Genomic DNA, 25,794 nt, shown 5'->3' with positions numbered 1-25,794 from the left:
TACAAATATATTAACATAACTTTCCAAGTAGCTTCTCACATGAAAATCACATATTAGTTTTATAATTACACCATAATCAAACTATATAATTTATCTGTGCTAATAATAGTACTTACTGCTAACTAAGGAAAGCATCTTACATTAACTTATGATAAAAGGAGTTTTTTATGAAATTACAAGGTATAAGTAACAAAATTAGTTGGAGCATCTTTGAAAAGTATTCTTTAGTATTTCGCTACATTACTGTCTTAACATTTATAGCTGCTATAATTGTAGAAAAATATGATTCTAATAATCATCCGAATCCTATTTTTGTACTAATTATGATAACTTCAGGTATTTCACTGTTTAATTTATATCAACATGCACTAATAAGCTTAGCCACAGCATCTGTTACGGCTTATTTTACTCATATGAATACTGACCTAAAACACCCTATGCCTAATGGAGGATATGTTCATTTTGCGATATTTTTCATTTCAAATTGGTTGTCTTACTTTCTTATTGCCTTTATAATAACTTATCTAATTAAACTTCATTCTAAGCATCAAAAAGCTACCTTAGATTTTATTATGACCTTAGCAAAAACCCTTGAATCAAAAGATCCTTATACAGCTTCACATTCAAAAAATGTTGCGATGTATTCAAAGGTAATTGCTGAGAAACTTAAGTACTCAAAAATCGACTGTGAGACTATTTATGTTGGTGCTTTGCTTCACGACATTGGTAAGATAGGTATATCAGATAACATATTAAATAAACCTGGTAAACTGACAGATGACGAATATGAATTAATTAAGCAACATCCTACCATAGGGTATAATAGCTTAAAACTTATAGATAGTTTTAATGAGCGTAAGATACTAGATATGATTTTGTATCATCACGAAAGATATGATGGAAAAGGCTATCCTCTTGGCCTTAAAGAAAAAGAGATTCCTCAATGTGCCGCAATAATTGCTGTTGCTGATTCCTATGATGCTATGACTTCTGATAGAATTTATAGGAAGGGACATAGTATAAGCTTTGCAGTAGCTCAGCTTAAACATAACGCTGGAACCCAGTTTGATCCTAAAGTAGTTAAAGCATTTACAGAATATCTACAGGATACCTCTGGAGCTACCATAAGTGCAAATAGCTTAGCTATTTCATCATAAATAAAATAAATCTATAATTAATACTCACTGAAACTATTTTACTCAGTGAGTTTTTTATGAATATTAATGTCTATTTCTTTTGTAATAGTTACTTACTTTCTTGTGGCATAAAGTTCTATTTCACAGCCTATCAGCAGCGTAACCATAATATGCGTATGATTGGCAATCTCCAATAAAGGATATAACACAATAATAGCTAAATCATCTTATAGTACAAAACAGTTTCATGCAGCTCGCCATTTGAGGACTGAGCATATTTAGGTATTCTACCTGCTTCTATATAACCTCTTGCTTTATACAAAAGATTAGATACATCTCCGCCTCTTGTATCTAGAGTCAATAATTTAAGGCCTTCTTTTCTTGCTCTTTCTTCTGCAAGCTTTATTAAGTCTTTTCCAATACCCATTCTTCTTGCCTTTGAGTGAACTATGAGTTTAGCTATCTCTCCACGGTGCTTACCATTTTGCTTTTGACATAAGTACAGCTGAATAGCCCCTACTATATGTCCTGCAATTACTGCTACCCAAAGTATCACGCCCTTATTTTGAAGTACTTCCTTCCAATAACTCTTTGCATCTTCCAAGATTAGTGGCGATAAAAATCCCACTGATGCACCATTGTCAACTACATCTATTAGCAGTGACGATAATCCTTCTAAATAAACATCGTTCATCTTATGAATTTCAATTATTTCTATATTATTCATTACAATAACTCCTATTAAAATAAAATTATTCTTAAGAATAGTTTATAATAATATTCTATCTATTAGTGATTGATGTAGATTTATTAACAAATTCCTCTGCTATGCCATCAGCTACACCCATAATAATGATGCAGTCATTTTTATCTTTACCTTTTTTCTCGAATATGTAAAACTTGCCACCATTATAGCTTGCTTTGCCTATCTTTTTCCCCATAGCTTTATTATCAGTAATATCTCTAACTACATACTCACAATTATCTTTACTAATCGAACGACCATCATTCGTCATAGTGTAAATGTCCAGTCTAGTGTCATTTATATACCACCATAAGTTATAACCTAAAATAATTAGTATTATTAAAAGTATTACAATACCAATTTTTCTTTTCTTCATATAATCCCTCTTCCTAAGTCTGTTAAGTACAGCAAAAAAAGTTCTATACTTTCAAATATAGTAAAGAATATAATTAACTAATATTACTTTTCTAAGTTAAACATCTCTTAAACTATTTCTTCTCTACTTTATGTCCATATATACTTGCTTTAAAATTATCCAAAAACAGATTAAAATCCTCTGTCAATACCATCGCTTCCTCAAATTCTTTATTTAGCTTAATAACTTCAATGGCCGCTTCCATAGTACATAGATTACCATCAAATACTCCTTTTCTAAGAGTGTACTTTGATTTATAATCCGCTTTCAATGTAATTCTTGGAATAGCTTTAAGATACTCACTTCTCCTAATTATCCTTTTTGCTTCTTTCCAAGTTCCATCCACTAATATAAAAGCCGGAATCTTGCTTATACCTTTATTATTAAAGTCAACAATTGTGCTGCTTTCTTCTTCTTGAGGAAATAGAAGATAAACATCGTATATGCCACTTTCAATTTTTTCAATTAACTCTTTAGGAGTATTAGATCTTTCCCAGTGAAATATTTCAGTTGCTTCTGGATTAGCTAATTTTAAAATTCTAGCTGTATTAGAAGGTCTGTAGAACTCTCTTTCTACTGAAAGTATCCATAACTTTGCCTTTGTATTTACTTTTTTCACTGAACTACAAATACAGTTTATAACTGGCAGTCCACATATATCGCAACTCTCATATAATTTCGTAATCTGCTTAACTTTATAATTAGATTTCATTTTTCTCCTATCAACTCAATATAGTTTGCACAGACATCTAAACTTATTGTATAATAACTTACTCTATAAAAGTTTATTTTCCGCCAAAGCTTTATTTGAAAATGGATTTTTCCTTACAGCCAATGAATATAAAAATGGATATTCCTTTTTCAAATGACTCATGTAATTTAGCCATTCAACCACCATTAACTGATAGCACCTTTTAATATCTATAGATAGATGCATAAAATCTTCTTCTTCAAGCTCATATAAGTTATCTCTAAAATTAAGTTCATCATAGATATGATATAGTGACCAAAGCATATCTGTAAAATTATTGTGCTCTAATAGTGTTTTATTTTCAAACATTGTAAGTATGTTTTGTCTATTGGAAAATATAAATTTCTTTAATAACTTTAAATCACTTGCTTTGCTATCTATTATAATATTTGACTCCCTAAATTCTTTAACAGCATTATTATAATCCTTATCTGTCCAGCTATCCCCTACACTAAGATTTTTACTTATTTCATGAAAATTCAGGTTAAAGACTGATAGATTCCTAATTGCATTTACCCCTGTTTCAGTGAAAAAAGCTCCTATTACCACACTAATTTTCTTAAAATTATCCTGTTGTTCTTTGTACTTGACAATTTGATCTATTAAAATAGTTACGATTATAACTTGTAAAGGAACGAAAGCTAAATCCTGTAAGAGATAAAAAGCTGTGTCTCTCTGATCATGAAATATGTAGATTTGAAGAAAGTAAAATATCAATGAAACTGCAAATAATGAAAGTACTAATATAATATTTCTATATAACTTTTTAATATAAATCACCCCAGAAGTAATATTTTTTAATAGTCAAAGCTTATTTGTTAATATTTTATCATATATTCTGGAGTTATGGCAATTTTATACTTGCTATTAAATATTCAATAATAAAGATGTAGCACTTCAATAAGAAATCTATCTTCAAAAACTTCTCTAGGTTCTCAGAGGAAAATTTGAAAATATAAATTTTTGCATGAAGTGATACATCTATGAAAAGCTGCCCATTAGCTTACTTATACGAAAACTTATCCTTTATTCTTTTCGGCGGCTTGCGCATTTGCTTTTGTTGGATGCACTGTTCCTTTAGGATGTTGAGGAGGAGCATATATAGAATATACTTTTAGAGGCATACTTCCTGTATTTATAACATTATGCCAGGTACCTGCAGGAATCATGATTGCAAAGTCATCTGATACCATTGCTTGAAAGTCCATTCTATCCTTAGTTTTTCCCATTCTAACCATTCCTTGTCCCTGTTCAATCCTTAAGAACTGATCAACATTAGGATGAATTTCTAAACCTATATCGTCACCAACATTAATACTCATCAAGGTAACTTGCAAGTGTCTTCCTGTCCATAAAGCAGTTCTGAAGGTATTATTTTGCTTAGTTGCTTCATTAATATTAATAGTGAATGGTTGTGGCCCGTTGTCTTTTATTGCCATTCCAGGATTCATAGTACCACCAGGTACTTGCTGCTGTAGATCTGATCTGTAGCCATAAGAAAAGTCATCTTGTGGAAATTCATAGTTAGGCTGCTCAAACTGCCTTTGATATGAATGATGTGGATGATATTGATTATATGGAGGTACATTATAGAAATAATAAGGATACATGTAATACCCATAGTTAATATTGTATGGATTGTATACAGGCATATTTGGAAAATAAGGACTTGGATAATTCCAATTGTAATTATACATAGTTTTCCTTCCTTTTGTAATTTTACACAATTATACTATGTTATATAACTGCAGATGTGCTTGTTTACATATAGACATATTGCTAATAAATAATATATAAGAACTACATTTATTAAAGCTTTATATGCTTAATTACATATAACTTCAACTGTAAAACATTCTTGCCAAATATTTTTGTAGTATAGGAAACCTTTATTAAAACTTAATTTATACTTGTTATAAAATCCAGGCTTTTGAAGATATTTTCATGCACGTATAAATTAGTAGTTGAGTTAGTAACGCTATACTAATCTTACAATATGGCAAAGTATATTATTATTTATTTCAGTAGAAGTAACTGAACTTTATATAAACTATTGAACTCATAATTTAATAATAATCATCATATTAGTATTACTATAAATAAGTTTCAGTAGGTGAGATAATGACCATATTTGATAATCTTACGCCAGAAGATGCAATTGTTTTAACAAATGCAATAGTTATTGCTATTTCCAAAGATAAAACTGCTGATGAGATAAATGTACTTGGAAACTTTATCACAGGTGTAGGCTGTTTACTACTAACTGTAGCAGCTCAAAAACAATTTATTCAAACAGATGTTAAACCTTCTAATAACAACAATGATAAAAAGAATGATTCTAATAATGATGATATCTTTGTAGGATAATTCAGTCCCCATATATTCAAATTCTTTTCGCTGATAATTCTATGATTTAAATTATGAAAATTGTAGTTTAAATCATTTAAAATTTTGTATTAAAAACATATCAATAATACATTTTTAAGCCATCAATATAAAAAGTCTCTGAAGCGACCTTCTTCAGTAAATTATAATAATATTCTTCTTAGAGATATGGTTTGTATTTTGGGACAAAAGCTCCGTCCCCGTGTCCCGTTTTAAACGCAAAAAAGACTTCACAAAATGTGAAGTCTTTTTTATACCATCAAGGTATTTTATTCACCTAGCGACCACTTACTCTCCCACACAGTCGCCCATGCAGTACCATCAGCCGTTCATGTCTTAACCTTCGTGTTCGGTATGGGTACGGGTGTAACCCATGAACGCATCATCACTAGATATTGAAAGATTATTCTTTCAAAATTGCACTTAAGTTTACTTTGTAATATTGTTTTGGTTAAGCCCTCGATCTATTAGTATCGGTCAGCTGAACATGTTACCATGCTTACACCTCCGACCTATCAACCTCGTGTTCTTCAAGGGATCTTACTAGCTTACGCTATGGGAAATCTAATCTTGAGGTGGGCTTCACGCTTAGATGCCTTCAGCGTTTATCCCTTCCCGACGTAGCTACCCAGCTATGCTCCTGGCGGAACAACTGGTGCACCAGAGGTCAGTCCATCCCGGTCCTCTCGTACTAAGGACAGCTCCTCTCAAATTTCCTACGCCCGCGACGGATAGGGACCGAACTGTCTCACGACGTTCTGAACCCAGCTCGCGTGCCGCTTTAATGGGCGAACAGCCCAACCCTTGGGACCTACTTCAGCCCCAGGATGCGACGAGCCGACATCGAGGTGCCAAACCTCCCCGTCGATGTGGACTCTTGGGGGAGATCAGCCTGTTATCCCCGAGGTAGCTTTTATCCGTTGAGCGATGGCCCTCCCACGAGGTACCACCGGATCACTAAGCCCGACTTTCGTCCCTGCTCCACTTGTAAGTGTCGCAGTCAGGCTCCCTTCTGCCTTTGCACTCTACGAACGATTTCCGACCGTTCTGAGGGAACCTTTGGGCGCCTCCGTTACTTTTTTGGAGGCGACCGCCCCAGTCAAACTGCCCACCTAACAATGTCCCGTCACCAGCTTCATGGTGCCCGGTTAGAATCCCAGTACTGTCAGGGTGGTATCCCAAGGTCGACTCCACATCCCCTAACGAGGATGTTTCCCAGTCTCCCACCTATCCTGTACAGACAATACCGAAACTCAATGCTAAGCTACAGTAAAGCTCTACGGGGTCTTTCCGTCCAATCGCGGGTAGCAAGCATCTTCACTTGCACTACAACTTCGCCGGATTTACAGTTGAGACAGTGCCCAAGTCATTACGCCATTCGTGCGGGTCAGAACTTACCTGACAAGGAATTTCGCTACCTTAGGACCGTTATAGTTACGGCCGCCGTTTACTGGGGCTTAAGTTCACCGCTTCGCGTTACCGCTAACGATTCCCCTTAACCTTCCAGCACCGGGCAGGCGTCAGCCCCTATACATCAGCTTTCGCTTTAGCAGAGACCTGTGTTTTTGCTAAACAGTTGCTTGGGCCTATTCTCTGCGACCTACTCTCGTAGGCACCCCTTCTCCCGAAGTTACGGGGTCAATTTGCCGAGTTCCTTAACTGTAATTCTTCCGCCGGCCTTAGGATTCTCTCCTCACCTACCTGTGTCGGTTTGCGGTACGGGCACTACATTTCTCCCTAGAAGCTTTTCTTGGCGGCTGTAGAATCAAGTACTTCAGCCACAAGGGCCTTCCCCATCACACCTTAACTTAGCAAGCGGATTTGCCTACTTGCATGTCTAAGTGCTTAGACTAGCATCCAATAGCTAGCACACTCTATCTTCCTGCGTCACTCCATCGGTAATAACGATTTGCAGTGGTATCGGAATATCAACCGATTGTCCATCACCTACGCCTTTCGGCCTCGGCTTAGGTCCCGACTAACCCTCAGCGGACGAGCCTTCCTGAGGAAACCTTAGGTTTTCGGCCACTAGGATTCTCACCTAGTTCTCGCTACTAATGCCAACATACTCACTCGTAATCAGTCCACCGCTCCTTACGGTACGACTTCAGCCCGATTACGACGCTCCCCTACCCCAGTAGAATAATCTACTAGCCGTAGCTTCGGTGATAAGTTTGAGCCCCGAACATCTTCGGCGCAGGATCTCTCGACTAGTGAGCTATTACGCACTCTTTTAATGAGTGGCTGCTTCTAAGCCAACATCCTAGTTGTCTTAGAAATCCCACATCCTTTCCACTTAACTTATACTTTGGGACCTTAGCTGACGATCTGGGCTGTTTCCCTTTGACTACGGATCTTATCATTCGCAGTCTGACTGCCGGACTAATACTATATGGCATTCGGAGTTTGATAAGGTTCAGTAAGCGATATGCCCCCTAGCCCATTCAGTGCTCTACCTCCATTAGTCATATCCGACGCTAGCCCTAAAGCTATTTCGGGGAGAACCAGCTATCTCCGAGTTCGATTGGAATTTCTCCGCTATCCACAGCTCATCCCATGGTTTTTCAACACCAACGTGGTTCGGTCCTCCACGAAGTTTTACCTTCGCTTCAACCTGGCCATGGATAGGTCACCCGGTTTCGGGTCTACGGCATGCAACTATTCGCCCTATTCAGACTCGGTTTCCCTTCGGCTCCGTACCTTAAGTACTTAACCTCGCTACATACCGTAACTCGTTGGCTCGTTCTACAAAAGCACATCATCACACACATATGGTGCTCTGATCGGTTGTAGGCACACGGTTTCAGGTTCTATTTCACTCCCCCTCCCGGGGTTCTTTTCACCTTTCCCTCACGGTACTTCTTCACTATCGGTCATCAAGTAGTATTTAGCCTTTGGAGGTGGTCCTCCCTGCTTCCCACAAGGTTTCACGTGTCTCGTGGTACTCTGGAGCAGAACTAGTTTATTATTATTTTCACTTACAGGACTATTACCTTCTACGGTATATCTTTCCAGATATCTTCAATTAATAATAACTTCACCTTATGTTCTGTCCGCAACCCCAAAGATAAATCTTTGGTTTGGGCTCTTCCGATTTCGCTCGCCGCTACTGACGGAATCGATTTTTCTTTCTCTTCCTCTAGGTACTTAGATGTTTCAGTTCCCTAGGTTTACCCTCCTATAGCTATGTATTCACTATAAGATACGTAGGGTTACCTACGTGAGTTTCCTCATTCGGAGATCTTTGGATCACAGGCTATTTGCGCCTACCCAAAGCTTATCGCAGCTTGTCACGTCCTTCTTCGGCTCTTGATGCCAAGGCATTCACCATGCGCCCTTTCTAACTTAACCTATGTCGTGTCATTATAATCTGCGCACTACTTCGTCAGCTCGGTCACTGCGGTGCTCACTTGTTTGAAACAAGCTCCGCGCCTCGTTCGGTCGCTTCCTCGTATTGCTTGATTCTAATGCCACTCCGAATTTGCTTCGCAAATTCTGCGTGTGACTTATAGATGTACTGTTCACACTGGTGTGTATTTGTACTTATTAGTCATTGCATTTTGCGTTGAACTAGTAGAACTACTTAATAAAATGGTTAGTTTTAAGAAGTAATAGTTCGCAAATTCATTACTGACTTCAATACTAGCGTGCATTGTTTGTCAGTAGTTATATTACAAAGAATTAGTAAATATCTTTACTTTAACTTATGTGCAATTTTCAAAGAACAATCTGAGATACTTGGTATCTCAAAATTAAACAGAGTAAATAACAACCAGAATTCGTGTATATTAAGCCTGAAATGCATCAGTGCTTAATAATTTCTCCATAGAAAGGAGGTGATCCAGCCGCAGGTTCTCCCACGGCTACCTTGTTACGATTTCACCCCAATCGCTGACCCTACCTTCGGTCACGCTCTCCCCTTACGGGTTAGCTCACAGACTTCGGGTATTGCCAACTCTCATGGTGTGACGGGCGGTGTACAAGGCCCGGGAACGTATTCACCGCGACATGCTGATTCGCGATTACTAGCAACTCCGGCTTCATGTAGGCGAGTTTCAGCCTACAATCCGAACTGGGACAAGTTTTTGAGATTTGCTCCACCTCACGGTCTTGCGTCTCTTTGTACTTGCCATTGTAGCACGTGTGTAGCCCTAGACATAAGGGGCATGATGATTTGACGTCATCCCCACCTTCCTCCCGGTTAACCCGGGCAGTCTCGCTAGAGTGCTCAACTAAATGGTAGCAACTAACAATAAGGGTTGCGCTCGTTGCGGGACTTAACCCAACATCTCACGACACGAGCTGACGACAACCATGCACCACCTGTCTTCCTGTCGATACCAAAGGTACCGACTTCCCCGGTTAAGGGTAATTCAGGAGATGTCAAGTCTAGGTAAGGTTCTTCGCGTTGCTTCGAATTAAACCACATGCTCCGCTGCTTGTGCGGGCCCCCGTCAATTCCTTTGAGTTTTAATCTTGCGACCGTACTCCCCAGGCGGGATACTTATTGTGTTAACGGCGGCACGGAGGTGTTGAAACCCCACACCTAGTATCCATCGTTTACGGCGTGGACTACCAGGGTATCTAATCCTGTTTGCTCCCCACGCTTTCGAGCCTCAGTGTCAGTTACAGTCCAGAAAGTCGCCTTCGCCACTGGTGTTCTTCCTAATCTCTACGCATTTCACCGCTACACTAGGAATTCCACTTTCCTCTCCTGCACTCTAGATATCCAGTTTGGAATGCAAAGACCCAAGTTAAGCCCGTGTATTTCACATCCCACTTAAACATCCACCTACGCCCCTTTACGCCCAGTAAATCCGGACAACGCTTGCCACCTACGTATTACCGCGGTCGCTGGCACGTAGTTAGCCGTGGCTTCCTCCTTGGGTACCGTCATTATCGTCCCCAAAGACAGAGCTTTACAACCCGAAGGCCTTCATCACTCACGCGGCGTTGCCGCATCAGGGTTTCCCCATTGTGCAATATTCCCCACTGTCGCCTCCCGTAGGAGTCTGGACCGTATCTCAGTTCCAATGTGGCCGATCACCCTCTCAGGTCGGCTACGCATCGTCGCCTTGCGAGCCGTTACCTCACCAACTAGCTAATGCGCCGCGGGTCCATCTTATAGCGGATTGTTTCCTTTGATTTTCATTTCATGCGAAACGAAAATGTTATGCGGTATTAATCTTCCTTTCGGAAGGCTATCCCCCTCTATAAGGCAGGTTACCCACGTGTTACTCACCCGTCCGCCGCTAAGAAAGTTCCGAAGAACTTTCTCCGCTCGACTTGCATGTGTTAGGCACGCCGCCAGCGTTCGTCCTGAGCCAGGATCAAACTCTCAATTTAAAGTTTAATCATAGATTACTTACTTAGTAAGTCTTTTTTCAAAAGAATTGCTGGTTTAAGTCTAGTTTTAGACTTTGTTTATTTTACTCTGTTTAATTTTCAAAGACCAAGTTTATTTCGCTGTATTTCTGACAGCTCATTTATCTTACCACCGTAAGATTCCTTTGTCAACATACTTTTTAAATTTATTTTTAAATCTTAGTTTAAAACCTAAATTTAAATTTCTGTGCTTTGTCGCTTTCTGTTCCAGCGACATGACTAATAATATCATATAGTTGTTCTTCAATATAAAGCTAAGGTATCGTGAGCCCTAAATACTTGTCCATTAATTACTTTTTCTCTGAATTTCGACATTTTACACCAATTGATACACTTGGCAGTGTTATCGCCAATTTATAACATCATTTTATATATTACCCCATAATAATTACCAATTACTTCTTTATTAAAGAGATAATAGCAGCTAGCTAAATGTTGTAAAACAAATATTTACAAATAAAAGTCATGTATAAAAGTAAGCTTGCTTTACTTTTTGGCTATGTTTAATAATGTTGTTGAAATTAAGTGGTTAAGAAGGAGATGCTATATGAGCGAGCAACTAGAATTAAATGATTTTTTCAGATGGAATGGCGTTAAGAAACTGTACTGTTCGAACGTAGTGAGTTTACAGTTTTAGCCATGGAATATGACAAAATCATATTAATTCTTTGCGCAAGCTCATCTAAGCATCGGATGACTAACCGCTTAATTTCAACACGGTACTTTAACACAGTCTACTTTTTAATACATGACTTCTACTTTTATAAAGACCTCTTATCAATTTTTCAGTAGTTCTTTATAAATTCTCTTTAATATACTCTATTTTCTTTTCTATATATCCTTCTATAGCTTCTAATTCTTCTTTTGGAAGAGTAATTACGGATTTAAAATCTTCAGGTGGTGTCAATAGCTTACTTATTGATTCATTTTCAAATACATTGTACATAGTACTCCTTAATATCCTATCTTCCCAAAGAAATAGATTGTAACATTTATTGGAACAAAAATTTTTACTTAAGTGCTGATCCTGCTTTAGTATTAAAGCCATTATATCGTGAATATTTTTAGGTGCATCAGATATATCTTTATAAATGTAAAGATTAGTTTCATCATTAGTGATCTCTTTCCCACACTTTTCACAATGAAATCTTATATTGTGCTTACTCATAAAATAATCACCCTTAACTAATTTATTCCTGCTCTAATCAATTAATTCTTATTACGAAATTAAAATTAAACTGAATTTATATCATAGCCATTAACTTTTCTTCTTCATTCTCAATATTCTCACTTAATCGTGTAGCTGCCAAAACTGGAAGCCATGCTAGGATGAGTTCTTTGCTTTTACCTGTTTCTTTACAATAAGTATTAAGATACACTTCTGCTAACTCTGACCCATATAACTTATATAACAAATACGTTCTACAAGCATCCCCATCGGAACATCCTACTGAAGCATCAACCCAATCGATAATAGAATACTTGTCTCCATCTAACAAAATGTTATATCCATGAAAATCACCATGGCAAAGTTCATTTCCATCTGGTAGGTCTTTTAAAAGTTTTAAAACTTTATCCTTTTTACTTTCACTTAATTTTGTATTTCCTTCTATCTTTTCTTTTAACCTATCCCTTAGTGTTATAGGAAGTACTATGTTTCTAGAATGAATAGAAACTTGAATCTTAACCATTTTATCTATATATGCTTGTATATTTTCAGCATCATTTTGCAAACACTGCATTAAAGACTCTCCTTTAAGGTAGTCCATCTTTATTGCCAGTTGGTTATTTATATTAAGTACTTCATAGACTTTAGGTACTGGAAGTGCTGTATTTTCAATGATTGAAGCTATCAGAGTCTCGTAAAACACAGAGATTTTATCATAATTACTCTCAAACACTTTTATAGCATAGTCTTCATATAGATAAACTTTAGCCTGAGCTCCAGTGCCAATTAATTTATCTAACTTCATAATTTCCCCCTCATTTCTAATTAAATATATTCAATATTAATAATAATTAAGTTTCAGCCTTTATATCTATAAGTTCTCAACCTAATTTAATTTTACTTATTTATAATTTCATTCTTCCTCTAGAAATTTAATACCTATCAATTACTTTATTGACTTTAAGTTCTTTTATAATCCTATCATAGTATTTATCTCTAAATAAATTTTCCATAAAACTAAATTTCAATTTGGATTCAAATGGTATATAAATATCTATGACCTTATCAGCTAAACTAGCTTCTAAAACATTTTTTATACTCAATTTAGTGTCTACAGTACTTAACACTCTAACTTTTTCTATATCTAAGGCTGTGTTTTCAGAAAAGCAGTTCAATAATTTATTAATTATATTATTAATTCTATTAGAGCTATCTTGTAGTATTTCATCAATGGCACTTTCATTTGTTTTAAAATCAAAAAACAAGCTAATTTCACTATTATTACAGATATATCTTCTTCCCGTATCTCCAGCAGCTAGAAGCAAAGCAACTAAACCAGAAGCATATTTTAAGGCAATAGTTACTACCTCACAACTTAAGTAGCGTATTGTATCGTATATAGCCATTATTGATGTAACTTTTCCGCCCTGACTGTCTATTAATATATATATTTTCTTAGTTGAATCATCTTTAAAGAGCTTAAGCATATTTTGTATTATATTACTTGCTAAACTGTCATCAATATAATCATGAACAATAATTATTCGTTCTTTTTCTGTGATTTCATAATGCATATAATAATCATCCTTCGCATTTATATTTTTCTATTTTGAATGTTATAAAATTATCATAATTAAAATAGATTTATAGTAATAAGAATATGAATTTAATTATAAAATTACAATATTTAATTGGAGGTATCTATGGATAAGGCAATAAAACTTTTAGCAGCTACCATTATGGTTGTTTCAGCAATAGCAGGTATAGTAATAATCACACTAGCTGGAATATATAAAGCTGCATCACCAAGAAAACAAATGTCAGAAGAAAACTCCTTTAACACATTGTCTACAGAACTGAAGGAAACCAACAACGAGATCAAAGAAGAGCTCTCACTATTAAAGGAAAAAGTGGACTCTATTGAAAAAAAGATTGATAAACAGTAAGAAAAGAGAGTTCATTAATAAAAAACTCTCCTTAATCCTATAGCCAAAAGTATTTTAGATATGTCGTAATCTAATTAAATATATCTAGATTATAACTCTTCTATCGTAAATGTTACATTTTTTAAATGTCTATAATAGTTACCATACTCAGTATTAAAGCGTAGCACTGTATAATCCGGATCATCTATACCTAATGGATAATAAACCTCACAACCATCAGACCATAGCATTTCCTTAGAAGCTCTATCCTGCAGTATTTCAATAGTTCCTACTAGCATAAGTCCAGCAAAGTTATCTTCATCAACAAAATACAAACAGGTTTTATTATCTTTTTTTAATACTTCTACTCTTTTGGTTGATGTATTTGTACTCAACCAAAATTGCTTTAATCCCTCGTGTTTTAATCTCATCATTGCTTTTATGTTTGGATAACCATCATCACCATTAGTTCCAACCATAACAATTTTTGATTTTTCAACTAATTCATTGCTTTCGTTAACTACCTTCTCATCAATCATTTTTTGCGCCTCCCGAACTTACATTCTCATATAACATTATGAAAATTATAACAGTTCACATCATGATATTCAACAATATTTTCCACTTTTGTAAGGTTACACGCTAATATATTTAGACTTTGCTTAAGAATATTGTTAAAATTAATTTGTTATTAAGGAGATGCTATATAATCCAGCAATTAGAATTAATATTTTAATATAGCTTTTATTCTTCTAACTCCAGCAGATGCACTTTCCTCTTTAACAATTTTAAACTGACCTAACTTTGATGTATTTTCCACATGTGGGCCACCACATATTTCCTTGCTAAAATCTCCTATAGAGTATACTTTAACTACACTTCCGTATTTGTCAGTAAACAATCCTTTAGCATTGGATGCTTTTGCCTCTTCAAAAGTCATTTCTTCACATATTACAGGAAGTCCTTCATTGATAACCTTATTTACCAGGTCCTCAACTTTTTGAAGCTCTTCTTTTGTCAGTTTTTGTGGGTGTGAGAAGTCAAACCTAAGCCTTTCTTTTGTAATGTTAGATCCTCTTTGCAGTGCATGTTCGCCTAAAACTATTTGCAATGCTCTGTGTAAAATATGAGTTGCGGTATGAAGTGCCGTGGTCTCTTGAGTATTGTCAGCTAATCCACCTTTAAATTTATCTGCAGCACCTTGTCTAGATAACTGTTGATGAGCTTTAAATAAAATATCATATTCTGTAAGATCAATCATTAAACCTTTCTCTTTAGCTAATTCTGCTGTAATCTCAGGTGGAAAGCCAAAAGTATCATACAAATTAAACACAGTCTTACCATCAATAATTTTAATTTTGTTAGCATTGCATCTTTCTACTACTTTATCAAATTTCCTCTCTCCCATTTCTAAAGTCTTCTGAAATTTATTCATCTCTTCTATAACATTCTTTAATATTATATCCTTATAAATAACCAGTTCACCATACATATCCTTAAGACCTTCAATGGTTGCTAAAATTAAACTCTCTATTGCCTTTGGATTAATACCTATTTTTTTCATATGTCTTAAAGTTCTTCTTATAAGCCTTCTAATAACATAACCTTGATCCACATTTCCTGGAGTAATTCCATCAACTATCAGAAAACAAGAAGCTCTTATATGCTCTGCTATAATACGTATGCTAGTTTCATTAGGGTTTGTAGCTAAAGAGCGAATTTCTTTTATTACCTCTGAGAACAGTTCGGTTTCATATACACTTTCCTTATTCTCAAGGATTGCAGTCATTCTTTCAAGTCCAAGTCCAGTATCTACGTTCTTATTTTTTAAAGGTGAATACGTACCATCTTCATTTTTATTATATTCCATGAATACATTATTCCATATCTCCCAGTACTTGCCGCAATCACAAGAAGGACCACAATCTTCAGAACATTTAGGTTTAAGACTATCATAGAAAATTTCTGTATCTGGTCCACAGGGGCCAGTGACCCCAGCAGGGCCCCACCAATTATTACTTCTATCGCAATAATATATATTTTCTTTCTTTATACCAAGTCCTTCCCAGACCTTTGCTGCTTCCACATCTCTTGGAATATCTTCATCTCCTGCAAATACAGTAACAGCCAACCTACTGACATCAAGCTTTAAGTGGTTAATTAAAAAATCATAGCTCAATTCTATAGCTTCTTTTTTAAAGTAATCTCCCAAGGACCAATTGCCAAGCATTTCAAAGAAAGTTACATGTATATCGTCTCCAACTTCATCAATATCGTCTGTTCTTAAACATTTTTGATAGTCTACTAGCCTTTTTGCCCATGGGATGAGGTTCACCTAGTAAAAATGGAACTAAGGGGTGCATACCTGCAGTTGTAAATAAAACACTAGGATCATTTTCAGGTAGCAAAGATGCTCCTGGAATCACATGATGATTATTCCTCTCAAAGAATTCAATAAATCTGTTTCTAATTTCCAAAGCTTTCATAAATATACCCTCCTTAAATTTAATAAATCTATTGCCCTACTTTTAAAAGTAATTTCCGCCTGTTTCCTTTCCAAAACTTACATTCCCTATTAGCCTGAGTAAATTTGCTAGTTAATCTTTTTATAAGTGCTTTACCTTGATAAACATTTTTTCGCAACAAAAAAGTACCGAAAAAAAATCTTTCCTCCACAAAGGGACGAAAGATTATATTCGCGGTACCACCCTAATTAGCAAATTATTGCTCACTCTACCAGTACTATCATACTGTGCCTTTTTAACGTAAGGAAACGTCTTACTCTACTTTTACCTTAGAAAAAACTAAAGCAGGTTCAAAAAGAAGCTCAAGAGCTGCGTTCAATATAGCTACCTGTTAGACTTTCACCAACCTCTAACTCTCTGAAAGTATACCTATATCTACTCTTCTCTTTCATAGCTTTTATTTATTGTTTAGTATATTATACTTTTCACCATAAAACAATGCAATACATTTTTACAAAAATTTAGTTTTTATCCAATATGTTAAGCACTATATATCTACTCGTAAATTTATGTTAACAAAGCTAATGATAAACCCGATATTTAGTAATTGTAAACTATCAGAAAGCATATATCTAATTTTGGCTCTGTTTAAGAATAATGTTGAAAATAAAACAAGCTTTAATTGTTAATATATCCCATATAATATATAATCTAGTTAAATAACAATAGCAGTAACTATTCAGCTATAGCATATAATTTTATTTTTGATAAAATTTTAGATATGACAAATAGGGGTATCAAAGTCCTTAATACCCCTTAAATAATCTTATCTAAGCCAAGGTCGGATCAACTGGATTTTCTGTAAATGTAGAGTTTATACACTTAAGTGCATTCATGCCTTGCTTTCGCACCGTGGATACATATCCACGAATACGAGTAAATGCTTTAGCGCCACTAACACTTCTAAAGGTTCCAGAGATTTTTTGTTTAACCTTAGCCATTCGCAGATCTCGTTCTGCTAGATTATTATCAAAAGGTATATCAAAGTCATGCATGAAAGCAAGTATCTGTTCTCTATAAGTACTTAATCTATTTAATAAATTAAGGCTAGCACTTTTCTTTGCTTTCTTTTTAGCATAAGACTCACTATTGGCAATATAATCTTCTTTGAAACCATCTTCTAAGATTTGAGTATATCTTTTTCGAAAGCTTCTATTTTATCTAAGGTTAAAGCATTAGCAATATTCCAATTTAAATCTACTTCTTTCTTTATCTCAATTAGTAGATTTTTCATTGGTTCAGCCCATGATTGTTTTTTCTAGATCAGAGATACCATTTAGTTCTCTGAGAATATGGGCGTTACACAGAGAGTGATCACAATCTGTGTATTGAAGATATGTTTTCCAGCAGTCATGGACTGCTGTTCCGATGAAATTAGGTAAAATACCTATAGAGTCAACAGCTTCTTTTCCACGCTTTTCATGTGCTTCATAATATGTATATCTCTCGTTTGAAGCAACATGTAACCATTGACGCTTTTATCTATAGCCAAACCTGTTTCATCAAAATGTACAGCACCTTGAGAATTAATTAATGATGCTTTTATATTTTTCTCAATAGGTTTCAAGTTTTCATGACAAGATTCATTAAAATTAACCATTGATCCTTGACTTAAATTTATATCAAATAAATCTGAAATTAACTCTGCACCACGTTTATACGGAATCAATTGATACTGAGTTAAATAAACAGATACAGCCTTTATCTTTTCTCCATATTGTACTGTATTGGTTATTCCCTCTGGGAATTTACCGGTATTTTTTCTTCTACATTTTGGACACTTTTTAATTTCTGCTCTATGTTCAACAACTTTAACTTCTATCTCTGGTATATCAACTACTTGGCGGATAATATTTCTCTCCGATTTTACATCCTGTAAAGATGTTCCGCAGATATCACACTTATCTACTGTGTGTATGATTATTTCGTCAGGATTATCATTGAGTTCAAGAGTCTTTCCCTCATGACCTTCTTGACCACCAGGGATTTTTATCTGTCTTCACTCTTAAACTTTTAGTTTTCTTTTTAAAACCGTCTGATGATGGTGGTTTACTACTGTTATTACTATTTTTATTAACTTGGCTTTCTAGTGATTTAACACGATTTGAAAGGGCTTTATTATCCTTCGATAGTGTTTCTACTTGAGAATTTAAACTCTTGATTTCATTAGTAAGTTCTCTAATAACACTCATGACTTGTGTTAATCCTTGATTATAGATTTCAATTATTTTGCCTTCACTCACGGAAGTCACCACCTTATCATTAGTTTTTTAAGACAGGCTATATAATATCAAAAACTAACAATAATAGAAAGGGGTTTATGAAAATTAATTTTATAGCCTATACTAAATTATTTGAATAGCTGAATAGTTACCAATAGCAATATATAATGAATAGATTTGACTGGAGACATTTATATGAAAAAATACGAGTATGAATGTGTTTTCACAAGGGGCGGTGCAGAGAAAACATCAAATAATATTGAAAGGAAGAATGATTTATAATGGCAAAGCAGTTGTTAAAGACGCTAAATGTTGAAAAGAAAGACTTAGAATGGCTATACGTACCTGATGTGGAGTATTGTGAATATGAAAATTGTAAGAGGCATTTGCAATTAATAATACCATATAAACGAAACTGGTTAGATAATAAAAAATATCCTTTGGTTTTATTTATACCAGGCTCTGCGTGGCACAGACAAGAAATGTACAATGATATACCAACTTTTTCAGAATTGGCGAAAAGAGGGTTTGCAATAGCAGCGGTTCAATATAGAGAATCTGAACTAGCTATCTTCCCTGCGCAAGTAATTGATGTTAAAAAAGCCATCCATTTTATTTATTCTATAGCAGAACAATTCCATATAGATACCGAAAATATTTTTTTAAGCGGAAATTCATCTGGGGGACATATTGCACTTTTAACTGGATTAACAGCTTCTTACAGAGAGCTTGATTCAGGTGATAAAAATAATATTCCTTGCAAGGTCAATGGGATTATTAGCTATTGTGCACCAACTGATATGTATATATCAAATGGTGATGGACCTATAGAGGATCTATTAGGTACAGATGATTTAACAAAGGTTCCTAGCCTAGCCAAAAGTGCATCCTGTTCAACATATATTTCCAGTGAAAGAAATATTCCACCAGTATTGATGTTCCACGGCATACAGGATGAAGTTGTTTCCATTGAAAATGGCCGCAATTTCTTTGAAAAGTTAAAACAGTTTGATAAAGAAGTAGAATATTATGAAATAGAAAATGAAGGCCATTGTTGTCCTACATTTTGGGGTAAAGATATATTGGACATAGTTGAACGGTTTCTGAAGAGAAATTGTAAGTAAGACATCTAAAAGTGATAACTCTAATAACAACAAAGAGTTAAATTTCAATTAATATATACTACTTATAAGAGTCTATTTTTAAGCTCCATTTATCTTTGATAGGGCAATTATAAAATGTAAACTTTATTAATAAGCCACAGATCTATATATAGTTGAAATTGCCCCGCCACACCACTATAAAAATTTGTTATTAAAAATCGAAAAAATAGAGAAAGCAATAAAGCCCTCTCTATTATTAGTATTATTTAATCAATCTTGGTATATCATTTCTATTTATCTTTTTATTTGCTCCAACAAAAAGTGTTGCCCAAACAATCAAAGATAATGAACCTGCATAGTTAAACAAAGCTCCAAACTTGCTCCCAACAATGTAAAAAACTCCAGCTAAACTAAGAAGTAAAATGTTTAAAAACTTGTAATTTTTCATAAAATACCTCCAAATAGAAATCTGACAATATTTCATACCTCTTTAAAACATATGAAATGTTAAGTCTAAAATAGTTTTTCTAAATATTGCTCTAAGTAAATCAAATATATGAGCTACTCTAATTTAATAAGTACTTTGATATTAAATCTTCTTATATAGTATTATAGCACTACTTTAATAGTATATATCGTTATTTAAAAATTTTAATATTAATATCCTTGCATTTTATATTTGAACATAACTTTACTAAATATAATTGCTAATTTATAAAACTTTCACTTGCATATTTTCTAAGTCACTATTTTTTCTTTGACGCAATAACTTCTAAAGCTTTATCCAGTGGGTTTTCTGAATAATCTACATATATATCTGTTTCCAAGACTCTTTCGCTATCTTTACTTTTATCTGGCCTAGTCCACTTTGTAAATGATACTTGACCTTTAAGTTTTGAATTTTTCAACTGAAAACCTAATACATCCCCATAGGAAGATGGCATGTTTTTGCTCGGTCTTCCTATGATTGTTCCTAATTTACCATCCTTCACCCAGGTTGCTAACCACTGTGCTGAACTAAAAGTTTCCTCATTAGTAATTACATATAGACTTATATTAGGATTAGGTACAGCATCATTACTACTGTCATGACTATCGTATCCACTTTTTTTGCTAAAACCATATTTCTTTTGAGCCAGCTCTGAAAATCTTCTTATACTTCCAAAGCTACCTGGCTTAACATTTATTGCTTCTAGTAATTTTGAGCAAGCTTCAGAGTTTCCTCCTGGATTATCAGTAACATCAATAATTACATTTTTGATTCCTTCTTTTAATTCTAGTTCTAATTCCTCAATAACTTTTCCAAGGTCTCCGTTTATGACACAAGTTCCAAGCTTTACATATACTGTACTTTGGTCAATTTTCTTGCTGTATATTTCATTATTTTTAGAAAAGCTATTTGCACCGTTTAAAAATTTCAGTTGTATATTCTCTTCAGAAGCTCCATTTGTTACTGTTACATCAATGTCTTTGGTGCATTCCACTCCTGAATAGCCTAACACTTCTTTATATTTAGAGTACACAGAGTAATTATCTGCTACTGCTACATAATTCTCTGCAGGAAATAGTTCATCTATAGATTTAAATACTTTGTCTATCCCTACTCCATTTATCTTAGTTACTATCTTTCCTGTAAGTTTGTTTTTATCATCTAATATAACCAACTTATTATTGATATACTTCCAGTTTACATCTAAGACTTTATCAACTTGCCATTGAATTTCTGTATGTGCATCTTCTATGGATGATAGGTACTTTGAAACCTCTACTTTAAACTCCTCTTTTGTCATACTTTTAGATGTTTCAGCTACAAATTTTGCCTTAGCTTTTTTATAATTATCTGTTTCTCCCTCTAAAATAAAAAACGGATGAGTATTTTCTATAATATCTATAAGTTGTTTAGTATCAGAAGTAACTTCTTTTTTAGATAAAACCCAGCTCTTGTCAATCTCATCAAATTCTTTTGAAAACTCTTTTGCACTTGCTACAACTAATTTTCTATTATACCATTGATAAAAAATGAACATCCCTATTAAAATTACTAAAGCTGCTAATATACCTACTTTCATTTTGTTATTTATCTTCATTACCATAGTCCCAACTCCTTATAAATTCAAAGTCAGTAAAAGATGTACCTCTTCAATCCGGCCTCTATTATTTAAATAATAGCACTAATACAACATTATATCTCAACAACATTACCATATTTAATAAATATTTACATTTAAAGTTTTTTTACGCCTCAAGTCATAATGATTTAATTTACAGAGGCAGTAGTTATATATATGATATAGATTTATATAGACTTAAAAAGAGAACCCTCTACAATTAGAGAATTCTCCTTTAAATTACTTTTAATTTGGCTATGTTTAATAATTTCAACATGGTACTTTAACAGGTCTTTTAATTAATATTTTATGCTTTCTTCTTAGTTCTAAACACGATGTCCCAAAAACTAGTGCCAATACCGTAATTGTACATATAAGCATAGTGATGAACTCTATGATGTTCTTTTAAATTTCTATAAAATTTTAGTTCTTCTATAAAAAGCTTATTCTTTTTATGGAAATAAAAATGCACAAACTCTTCCCACATATTATAGGCAATACACACTATAAGAAATAGTACTCCAAAAGCTTTACTATAAATAAATATTGCTATTGCTACAGGAAGGTATAAGGCTACGTTTCTTAAAATCTCGCCTATGCTTGACAACACAGTGTCCTTCTCAATTTCTTCAAGTTCATAGGATTCGATTCCATGATAAACTTTATGGTGAATTCTCACGTGTTCCTGTTCATAGGAATGATGAAGTAAAAATCTATGAAGACAGTATTCAACCAAAGAAGAATATAGGAACCCTGCTACTATAATAAGCATTAACATAATTAATGTAGATAAATCTTTTACTGCGCCCAAATTCTAGCACTCCCTTTTGTAGTTTTAAAACTCTCAATAATTACCACGTGATAATCATTCTCACGACTTTCATTATATACTAAGTGTTTACTTTTGTGAATAATAATATTTATTAAATAATATAGGTATTCAACTTAAGCTATTAATTTGTACATACCAGATACTCCTAAGAAGCCTGGGCCATCAAACCCCAATAAGCCTGTATTAGCCAAAAGGGATAATTTAAGTTTCCATAAAATATACCTATATACTCTAATATATAGATCATCCCCGTAATAGATGACATTATTATTAAAACTTCCAGCATATATAAGTTAAGCTTTCGTAATTGAACCTTATATATAAATTGCAATAAAGCTCATATTGACCTAATATTTCTATATATACATCTTTAATCCATAGTATCTTTTCTATATAATTAAAGTATTCGTAAACTATGTCTTGGGACAAAAGCTCCGTCCCTATAACGAGGTTGTAATCATGAAATATATGTCATTAAAATACTCTATTCCAAAGACAAAAAATGAATTAGTTTTAAGAAAGAGCTTATTTAAAAAATTAGATGAAGCTGTTATTGCTAAGCTTACCACGGTTGTTGCTCCAGCGGGTTATGGAAAAACTTCTCTTATAAGTTCTTGGGCTAATCTTAACACTAAAGATAACCTCTGCTTCAAATGGATTTCACTTGATGAAAGCGATAATGAAATCCATAATTTTTGGAACACCTTTCTTAACTGCTTAATTACTGAAGATAAATGCTCTAAAGCCTACAAATTATCAGATAATGAACAAAACTTAAATTTTCATTACTTTATTACTGTTGCTTCAGACTATTTAGCTAAAAGCTCTGATATGAGACTCGTATTCATTCTAGATGATTTTCATAATATAACAGACAGTAAAATACATAAGGAATTTAACACTCTTATAAAATACTTACCAGAGAAGCTTCATCTTATTATGATAAGTAGAGAAAGGCTCCCTGTTTCCCTTTCAAAATATCTTATTAATAATGAAGTACTTGAATTAGATACAGAAGACTTAAGGTTTTCAGTTGAAGAAACGACAAGTTTGTTTAGGCGCAAATCAGCTATAAATATTTCTGATGAAGACATAAAAATCCTAAGAGATAATTTTGATGGCTGGGCTGCAGGAATGCAGATTTTCATTCTTTCGAATAAAGATACCAATATAAACTCTGATTCAATAAGGGAATTTACTGGACAGCAAAGATATATCTTTAACTTTTTCACTGAGGAAGTATTTGAGCATTTAGATGAAGAAATCAAAAGCTTTCTTGTGAAAACCTCTTGCTTAGACGTTCTCAATGCATCACTTTGTGATAAGGCTATTGGAACAAATTCCTCCTATAAGATACTAGAGTATCTCGAACAAAGAAATTTATTTTTGTTCCCCTTAGATGATAAAAATCAATGGTATAAGTACCATTGCTTATTTAAAGATTTTCTAAATAGACAACTAAACAAACATTCTGAGCAATGTATAAAAGAAATATATTATCATGCTGCAATTTGGTACGAGGAAAGTTCCTATTATACTGAGGCAGTTTCTTACTACTCAAAAGCAGAAAAATATAAAGAAATAGTCGCTATACTTGATAATGAAGGCTTAAATATGTTAAAGCGAGGTAATACATCAGTACTTCGCCGTTGCTTGAGATCTATTCCTGAAAACATCTCTAGAGAAAATGCTTCTGTATGTATTTACTATGCTTGGCTTAGCTTACTGAATTCAGAACTAAACCAAGTTAATAGATATTTAGATTATGGAAAAGCTTCACTTAGTAGATCAAATAATGATAACTATGAAGGGATAGAAGCTCAAATATCTACAATAACCATAATAACCGATTATTTAAAAGGAAATATAAATAAAAATATGGAAGAGCTAAAAAGCAGCATGGAACTTTTACAAGAGTTTCCACAGATGTACTGCATTGTTGCATTGAATTTAGGCGGAAGCTATATGGCAAAAGGTGATATAAATAGTGGAGAGTATTGGTTTTATGAAACCTTAAACGCTAGTAAAGAAATAGATAGTTTCTACACCGCTATTATTGCCTTAAGAAGTATGTCTACCTGTAAATTTCTAAAAGGAGAAATAAAAGAACTAGAAGAGTTATATACTGATTGCTTAAAATATTGTAAAACTGCAAAAGTTGAGTATTCTCCTATAATTGGATTATTATACGTAGGTATTGCAGATATAAATTTTAGGAAAAACAATTTAGAAAGCTGTGAAAATTACTTAGAAACAGCCCTAGAGCTTGGCGAAGCTGCAAATATAAATGAAATATTATATGATGGCTACTTGCTTATGTCAAAGCTGTTAGTTTGTAAAAAAGACTATAAAAAAGCAATAAAGATGATAAATAAAGCAAAGTATATCTCTAAGAAGGATAAATTATTTATAAGAGTTATTGAACCAGTAGAAACTTGGGAGATTAACCTACTTCTTAACGTCAATGACTTATCCTCAGTTGACCAATGGGAAAGAGATAACAGTGTTGTATTGGAAAATGACATAAATATGCTGAACTTAGCTATCTACAGAACCTTATCAAATATATACATTAAAAAAGGACTTTCAATAAAGAGCATAAATACTTTGAGTAAAATAGTGTCTTACTCTGAAAATAATTCCTTAGAAGGTGTAGCATTTGAAGCTTATGTTAAAAGAGCCTTAGAATACTACAAGATTGAAAAACTATCAGAGGCTTTCTCTGATATGGAAAGCGTAGCCGCATTACTATTAAAATCTGAAAACTTCAGAGTAGTTTTTGAACATGACAAAGAGCTTTTAGATCTTCTAAACATGATGAAAATTTCAACTGATAACTTTCCCTTGGATTTTTTAGTTAATAGGTTAAAAATTAGAACTTTAAAATCTTCAGAAGAACTTTTAAGTGAAAGAGAAACGGAAGTATTGAATTTAGTAAAGCTTGGATACACAAACACAGAAATTGGAGAAAGATTGTTTATTTCTACAGGAACTGTTAAAAGACATATAATAAATATTTATAGTAAATTGGATGTGCATACCAGAACGCAAGCAGTTCTAAAGGCTTCTGAATTAAATATATTATAGATATGCA

The 25,794-nt window shown here is 33.9% G+C and carries 20 protein-coding genes, 3 rRNA genes, 1 pseudogene and 1 other annotated feature; of the genes and pseudogenes, 5 read left to right on the top strand and 19 right to left on the bottom strand.

What is annotated here, in order from left to right; genetic code table 11:
* Positions 1-167 precede the first annotated feature (167 nt).
* On the top strand, positions 168-1,157 hold the full coding sequence (locus C1I91_RS13190; protein ID WP_238475997.1) for an HD-GYP domain-containing protein: 990 nt from the start codon (positions 168-170) through the stop codon (positions 1,155-1,157).
* A 196-nt stretch (positions 1,158-1,353) separates the two neighbouring features.
* Here the strand turns inward: C1I91_RS13190 and C1I91_RS13185 are convergent, their stop codons facing one another.
* From C1I91_RS13185 to C1I91_RS13165, 5 genes are all read right to left on the bottom strand, one after another.
* Entirely contained in the window at positions 1,354-1,863 is a 510-nt protein-coding gene (locus C1I91_RS13185; protein ID WP_205694312.1) for a GNAT family N-acetyltransferase, read from the bottom strand.
* Positions 1,864-1,918: 55 nt separating this feature from the next.
* Positions 1,919-2,257 carry a hypothetical protein gene (locus C1I91_RS13180; protein WP_128213301.1) on the bottom strand — a complete coding sequence of 113 codons (339 nt, stop codon included), beginning with the start codon at positions 2,255-2,257 and terminating at the stop codon, positions 1,919-1,921.
* Between the two features lie 112 nt (positions 2,258-2,369).
* Positions 2,370-3,008 (bottom strand): tRNA-uridine aminocarboxypropyltransferase, encoded by a 639-nt coding sequence (locus C1I91_RS13175; protein ID WP_128213300.1) that lies wholly within the window; start codon positions 3,006-3,008, stop codon positions 2,370-2,372.
* A gap of 63 nt (positions 3,009-3,071) precedes the next feature.
* The gene (locus C1I91_RS13170) at positions 3,072-3,764 is read right to left on the bottom strand and encodes a hypothetical protein (protein ID WP_128213299.1); all 693 of its coding nucleotides are present in this window, start codon (positions 3,762-3,764) and stop codon (positions 3,072-3,074) included.
* A 302-nt stretch (positions 3,765-4,066) separates the two neighbouring features.
* Positions 4,067-4,744 (bottom strand): cupin domain-containing protein, encoded by a 678-nt coding sequence (locus C1I91_RS13165; protein WP_128213298.1) that lies wholly within the window; start codon positions 4,742-4,744, stop codon positions 4,067-4,069.
* A 424-nt stretch (positions 4,745-5,168) separates the two neighbouring features.
* Between C1I91_RS13165 and C1I91_RS13160 the strand changes: the two genes are divergently transcribed.
* Positions 5,169-5,414, top strand: a complete 246-nt coding sequence (locus C1I91_RS13160) for a hypothetical protein (RefSeq protein WP_128213297.1) — start codon at positions 5,169-5,171, stop codon at positions 5,412-5,414.
* A gap of 293 nt (positions 5,415-5,707) precedes the next feature.
* Here the strand turns inward: C1I91_RS13160 and rrf are convergent.
* The 6 genes from rrf to C1I91_RS13130 all read right to left on the bottom strand — a co-directional run bounded on the left by rrf (position 5,708) and on the right by C1I91_RS13130 (position 13,559).
* Positions 5,708-5,825: ribosomal RNA gene (gene rrf / locus C1I91_RS13155) — 5S ribosomal RNA — on the bottom strand.
* A 54-nt stretch (positions 5,826-5,879) separates the two neighbouring features.
* Positions 5,880-8,783 (bottom strand): 23S ribosomal RNA (locus tag C1I91_RS13150).
* Between the two features lie 478 nt (positions 8,784-9,261).
* Positions 9,262-10,778, bottom strand: a 16S ribosomal RNA gene (locus C1I91_RS13145).
* The 16S, 23S and 5S rRNA genes sit together here, the layout of an rRNA operon.
* An 835-nt stretch (positions 10,779-11,613) precedes the next feature.
* Positions 11,614-11,985, bottom strand: coding sequence for a hypothetical protein (locus tag C1I91_RS13140; protein WP_128213296.1), 372 nt, complete (start codon positions 11,983-11,985; stop codon positions 11,614-11,616).
* Between the two features lie 76 nt (positions 11,986-12,061).
* Positions 12,062-12,790, bottom strand: a complete 729-nt coding sequence (locus C1I91_RS13135; RefSeq protein WP_128213295.1) for a phosphotransferase family protein — start codon at positions 12,788-12,790, stop codon at positions 12,062-12,064.
* Positions 12,791-12,917: 127 nt separating this feature from the next.
* Complete coding sequence (locus tag C1I91_RS13130; RefSeq protein ID WP_128213294.1) at positions 12,918-13,559, bottom strand: ATP-dependent Clp protease proteolytic subunit; 642 nt, start codon at positions 13,557-13,559, stop codon at positions 12,918-12,920.
* Between the two features lie 129 nt (positions 13,560-13,688).
* Here C1I91_RS13130 and C1I91_RS13125 point away from each other — a divergent pair, with 129 nt between their 5' ends.
* A complete protein-coding gene (locus C1I91_RS13125) occupies positions 13,689-13,931 on the top strand; it encodes a hypothetical protein (protein WP_128213293.1) in 243 nt (80 codons plus the stop codon).
* A gap of 89 nt (positions 13,932-14,020) precedes the next feature.
* Here the strand turns inward: C1I91_RS13125 and C1I91_RS13120 are convergent, their stop codons facing one another.
* The 5 genes and pseudogenes from C1I91_RS13120 to C1I91_RS28935 all read right to left on the bottom strand — a co-directional run bounded on the left by C1I91_RS13120 (position 14,021) and on the right by C1I91_RS28935 (position 18,678).
* Positions 14,021-14,449: a pyridoxamine 5'-phosphate oxidase family protein gene (locus C1I91_RS13120; protein ID WP_128213292.1), complete on the bottom strand. Its 429-nt coding sequence runs from the start codon at positions 14,447-14,449 to the stop codon at positions 14,021-14,023.
* Between the two features lie 185 nt (positions 14,450-14,634).
* On the bottom strand, positions 14,635-16,245 hold the full coding sequence (locus tag C1I91_RS13115) for an alanine--tRNA ligase (RefSeq protein WP_275051660.1): 1,611 nt from the start codon (positions 16,243-16,245) through the stop codon (positions 14,635-14,637).
* Positions 16,178-16,396, bottom strand: coding sequence for an alanine--tRNA ligase-related protein (locus tag C1I91_RS29400; protein ID WP_275051659.1), 219 nt, complete (start codon positions 16,394-16,396; stop codon positions 16,178-16,180). The genes C1I91_RS13115 and C1I91_RS29400 overlap by 68 nt, the downstream gene beginning before the upstream one ends.
* A gap of 189 nt (positions 16,397-16,585) precedes the next feature.
* Positions 16,586-16,836, bottom strand: a binding site (T-box leader).
* 369 nt (positions 16,837-17,205) lie between these two features.
* A pseudogene (tnpC, locus tag C1I91_RS13110) lies at positions 17,206-18,284 on the bottom strand (IS66 family transposase).
* A gap of 112 nt (positions 18,285-18,396) precedes the next feature.
* The gene (locus C1I91_RS28935; RefSeq protein ID WP_238475996.1) at positions 18,397-18,678 is read right to left on the bottom strand and encodes a DUF6444 domain-containing protein; all 282 of its coding nucleotides are present in this window, start codon (positions 18,676-18,678) and stop codon (positions 18,397-18,399) included.
* A 260-nt stretch (positions 18,679-18,938) separates the two neighbouring features.
* Between C1I91_RS28935 and C1I91_RS13105 the strand changes: the two genes are divergently transcribed.
* On the top strand, positions 18,939-19,781 hold the full coding sequence (locus C1I91_RS13105) for an alpha/beta hydrolase (protein WP_128213291.1): 843 nt from the start codon (positions 18,939-18,941) through the stop codon (positions 19,779-19,781).
* 241 nt (positions 19,782-20,022) lie between these two features.
* Here C1I91_RS13105 and C1I91_RS13100 read toward each other — a convergent pair whose 3' ends face one another.
* From C1I91_RS13100 to C1I91_RS13090, 3 genes are all read right to left on the bottom strand, one after another.
* Positions 20,023-20,208 (bottom strand): hypothetical protein, encoded by a 186-nt coding sequence (locus C1I91_RS13100; RefSeq protein WP_128213290.1) that lies wholly within the window; start codon positions 20,206-20,208, stop codon positions 20,023-20,025.
* Between the two features lie 298 nt (positions 20,209-20,506).
* On the bottom strand, positions 20,507-21,853 hold the full coding sequence (locus C1I91_RS13095) for a S41 family peptidase (RefSeq protein WP_128213289.1): 1,347 nt from the start codon (positions 21,851-21,853) through the stop codon (positions 20,507-20,509).
* 322 nt (positions 21,854-22,175) lie between these two features.
* Positions 22,176-22,679, bottom strand: a complete 504-nt coding sequence (locus C1I91_RS13090; protein WP_128213288.1) for a sterol desaturase family protein — start codon at positions 22,677-22,679, stop codon at positions 22,176-22,178.
* A 480-nt stretch (positions 22,680-23,159) separates the two neighbouring features.
* Here C1I91_RS13090 and C1I91_RS13085 point away from each other — a divergent pair, with 480 nt between their 5' ends.
* Complete coding sequence (locus C1I91_RS13085; RefSeq protein ID WP_128213287.1) at positions 23,160-25,787, top strand: winged helix-turn-helix domain-containing protein; 2,628 nt, start codon at positions 23,160-23,162, stop codon at positions 25,785-25,787.
* The last annotated feature ends 7 nt before the right edge of the window (positions 25,788-25,794 follow it).

It is taken from the genome of Clostridium manihotivorum (assembly GCF_004015185.1).
Taxonomy (GTDB): domain Bacteria; phylum Bacillota; class Clostridia; order Clostridiales; family Clostridiaceae; genus Clostridium_AR; species Clostridium_AR manihotivorum.
This window is presented reverse-complemented; position numbering and strand designations above follow the sequence as displayed.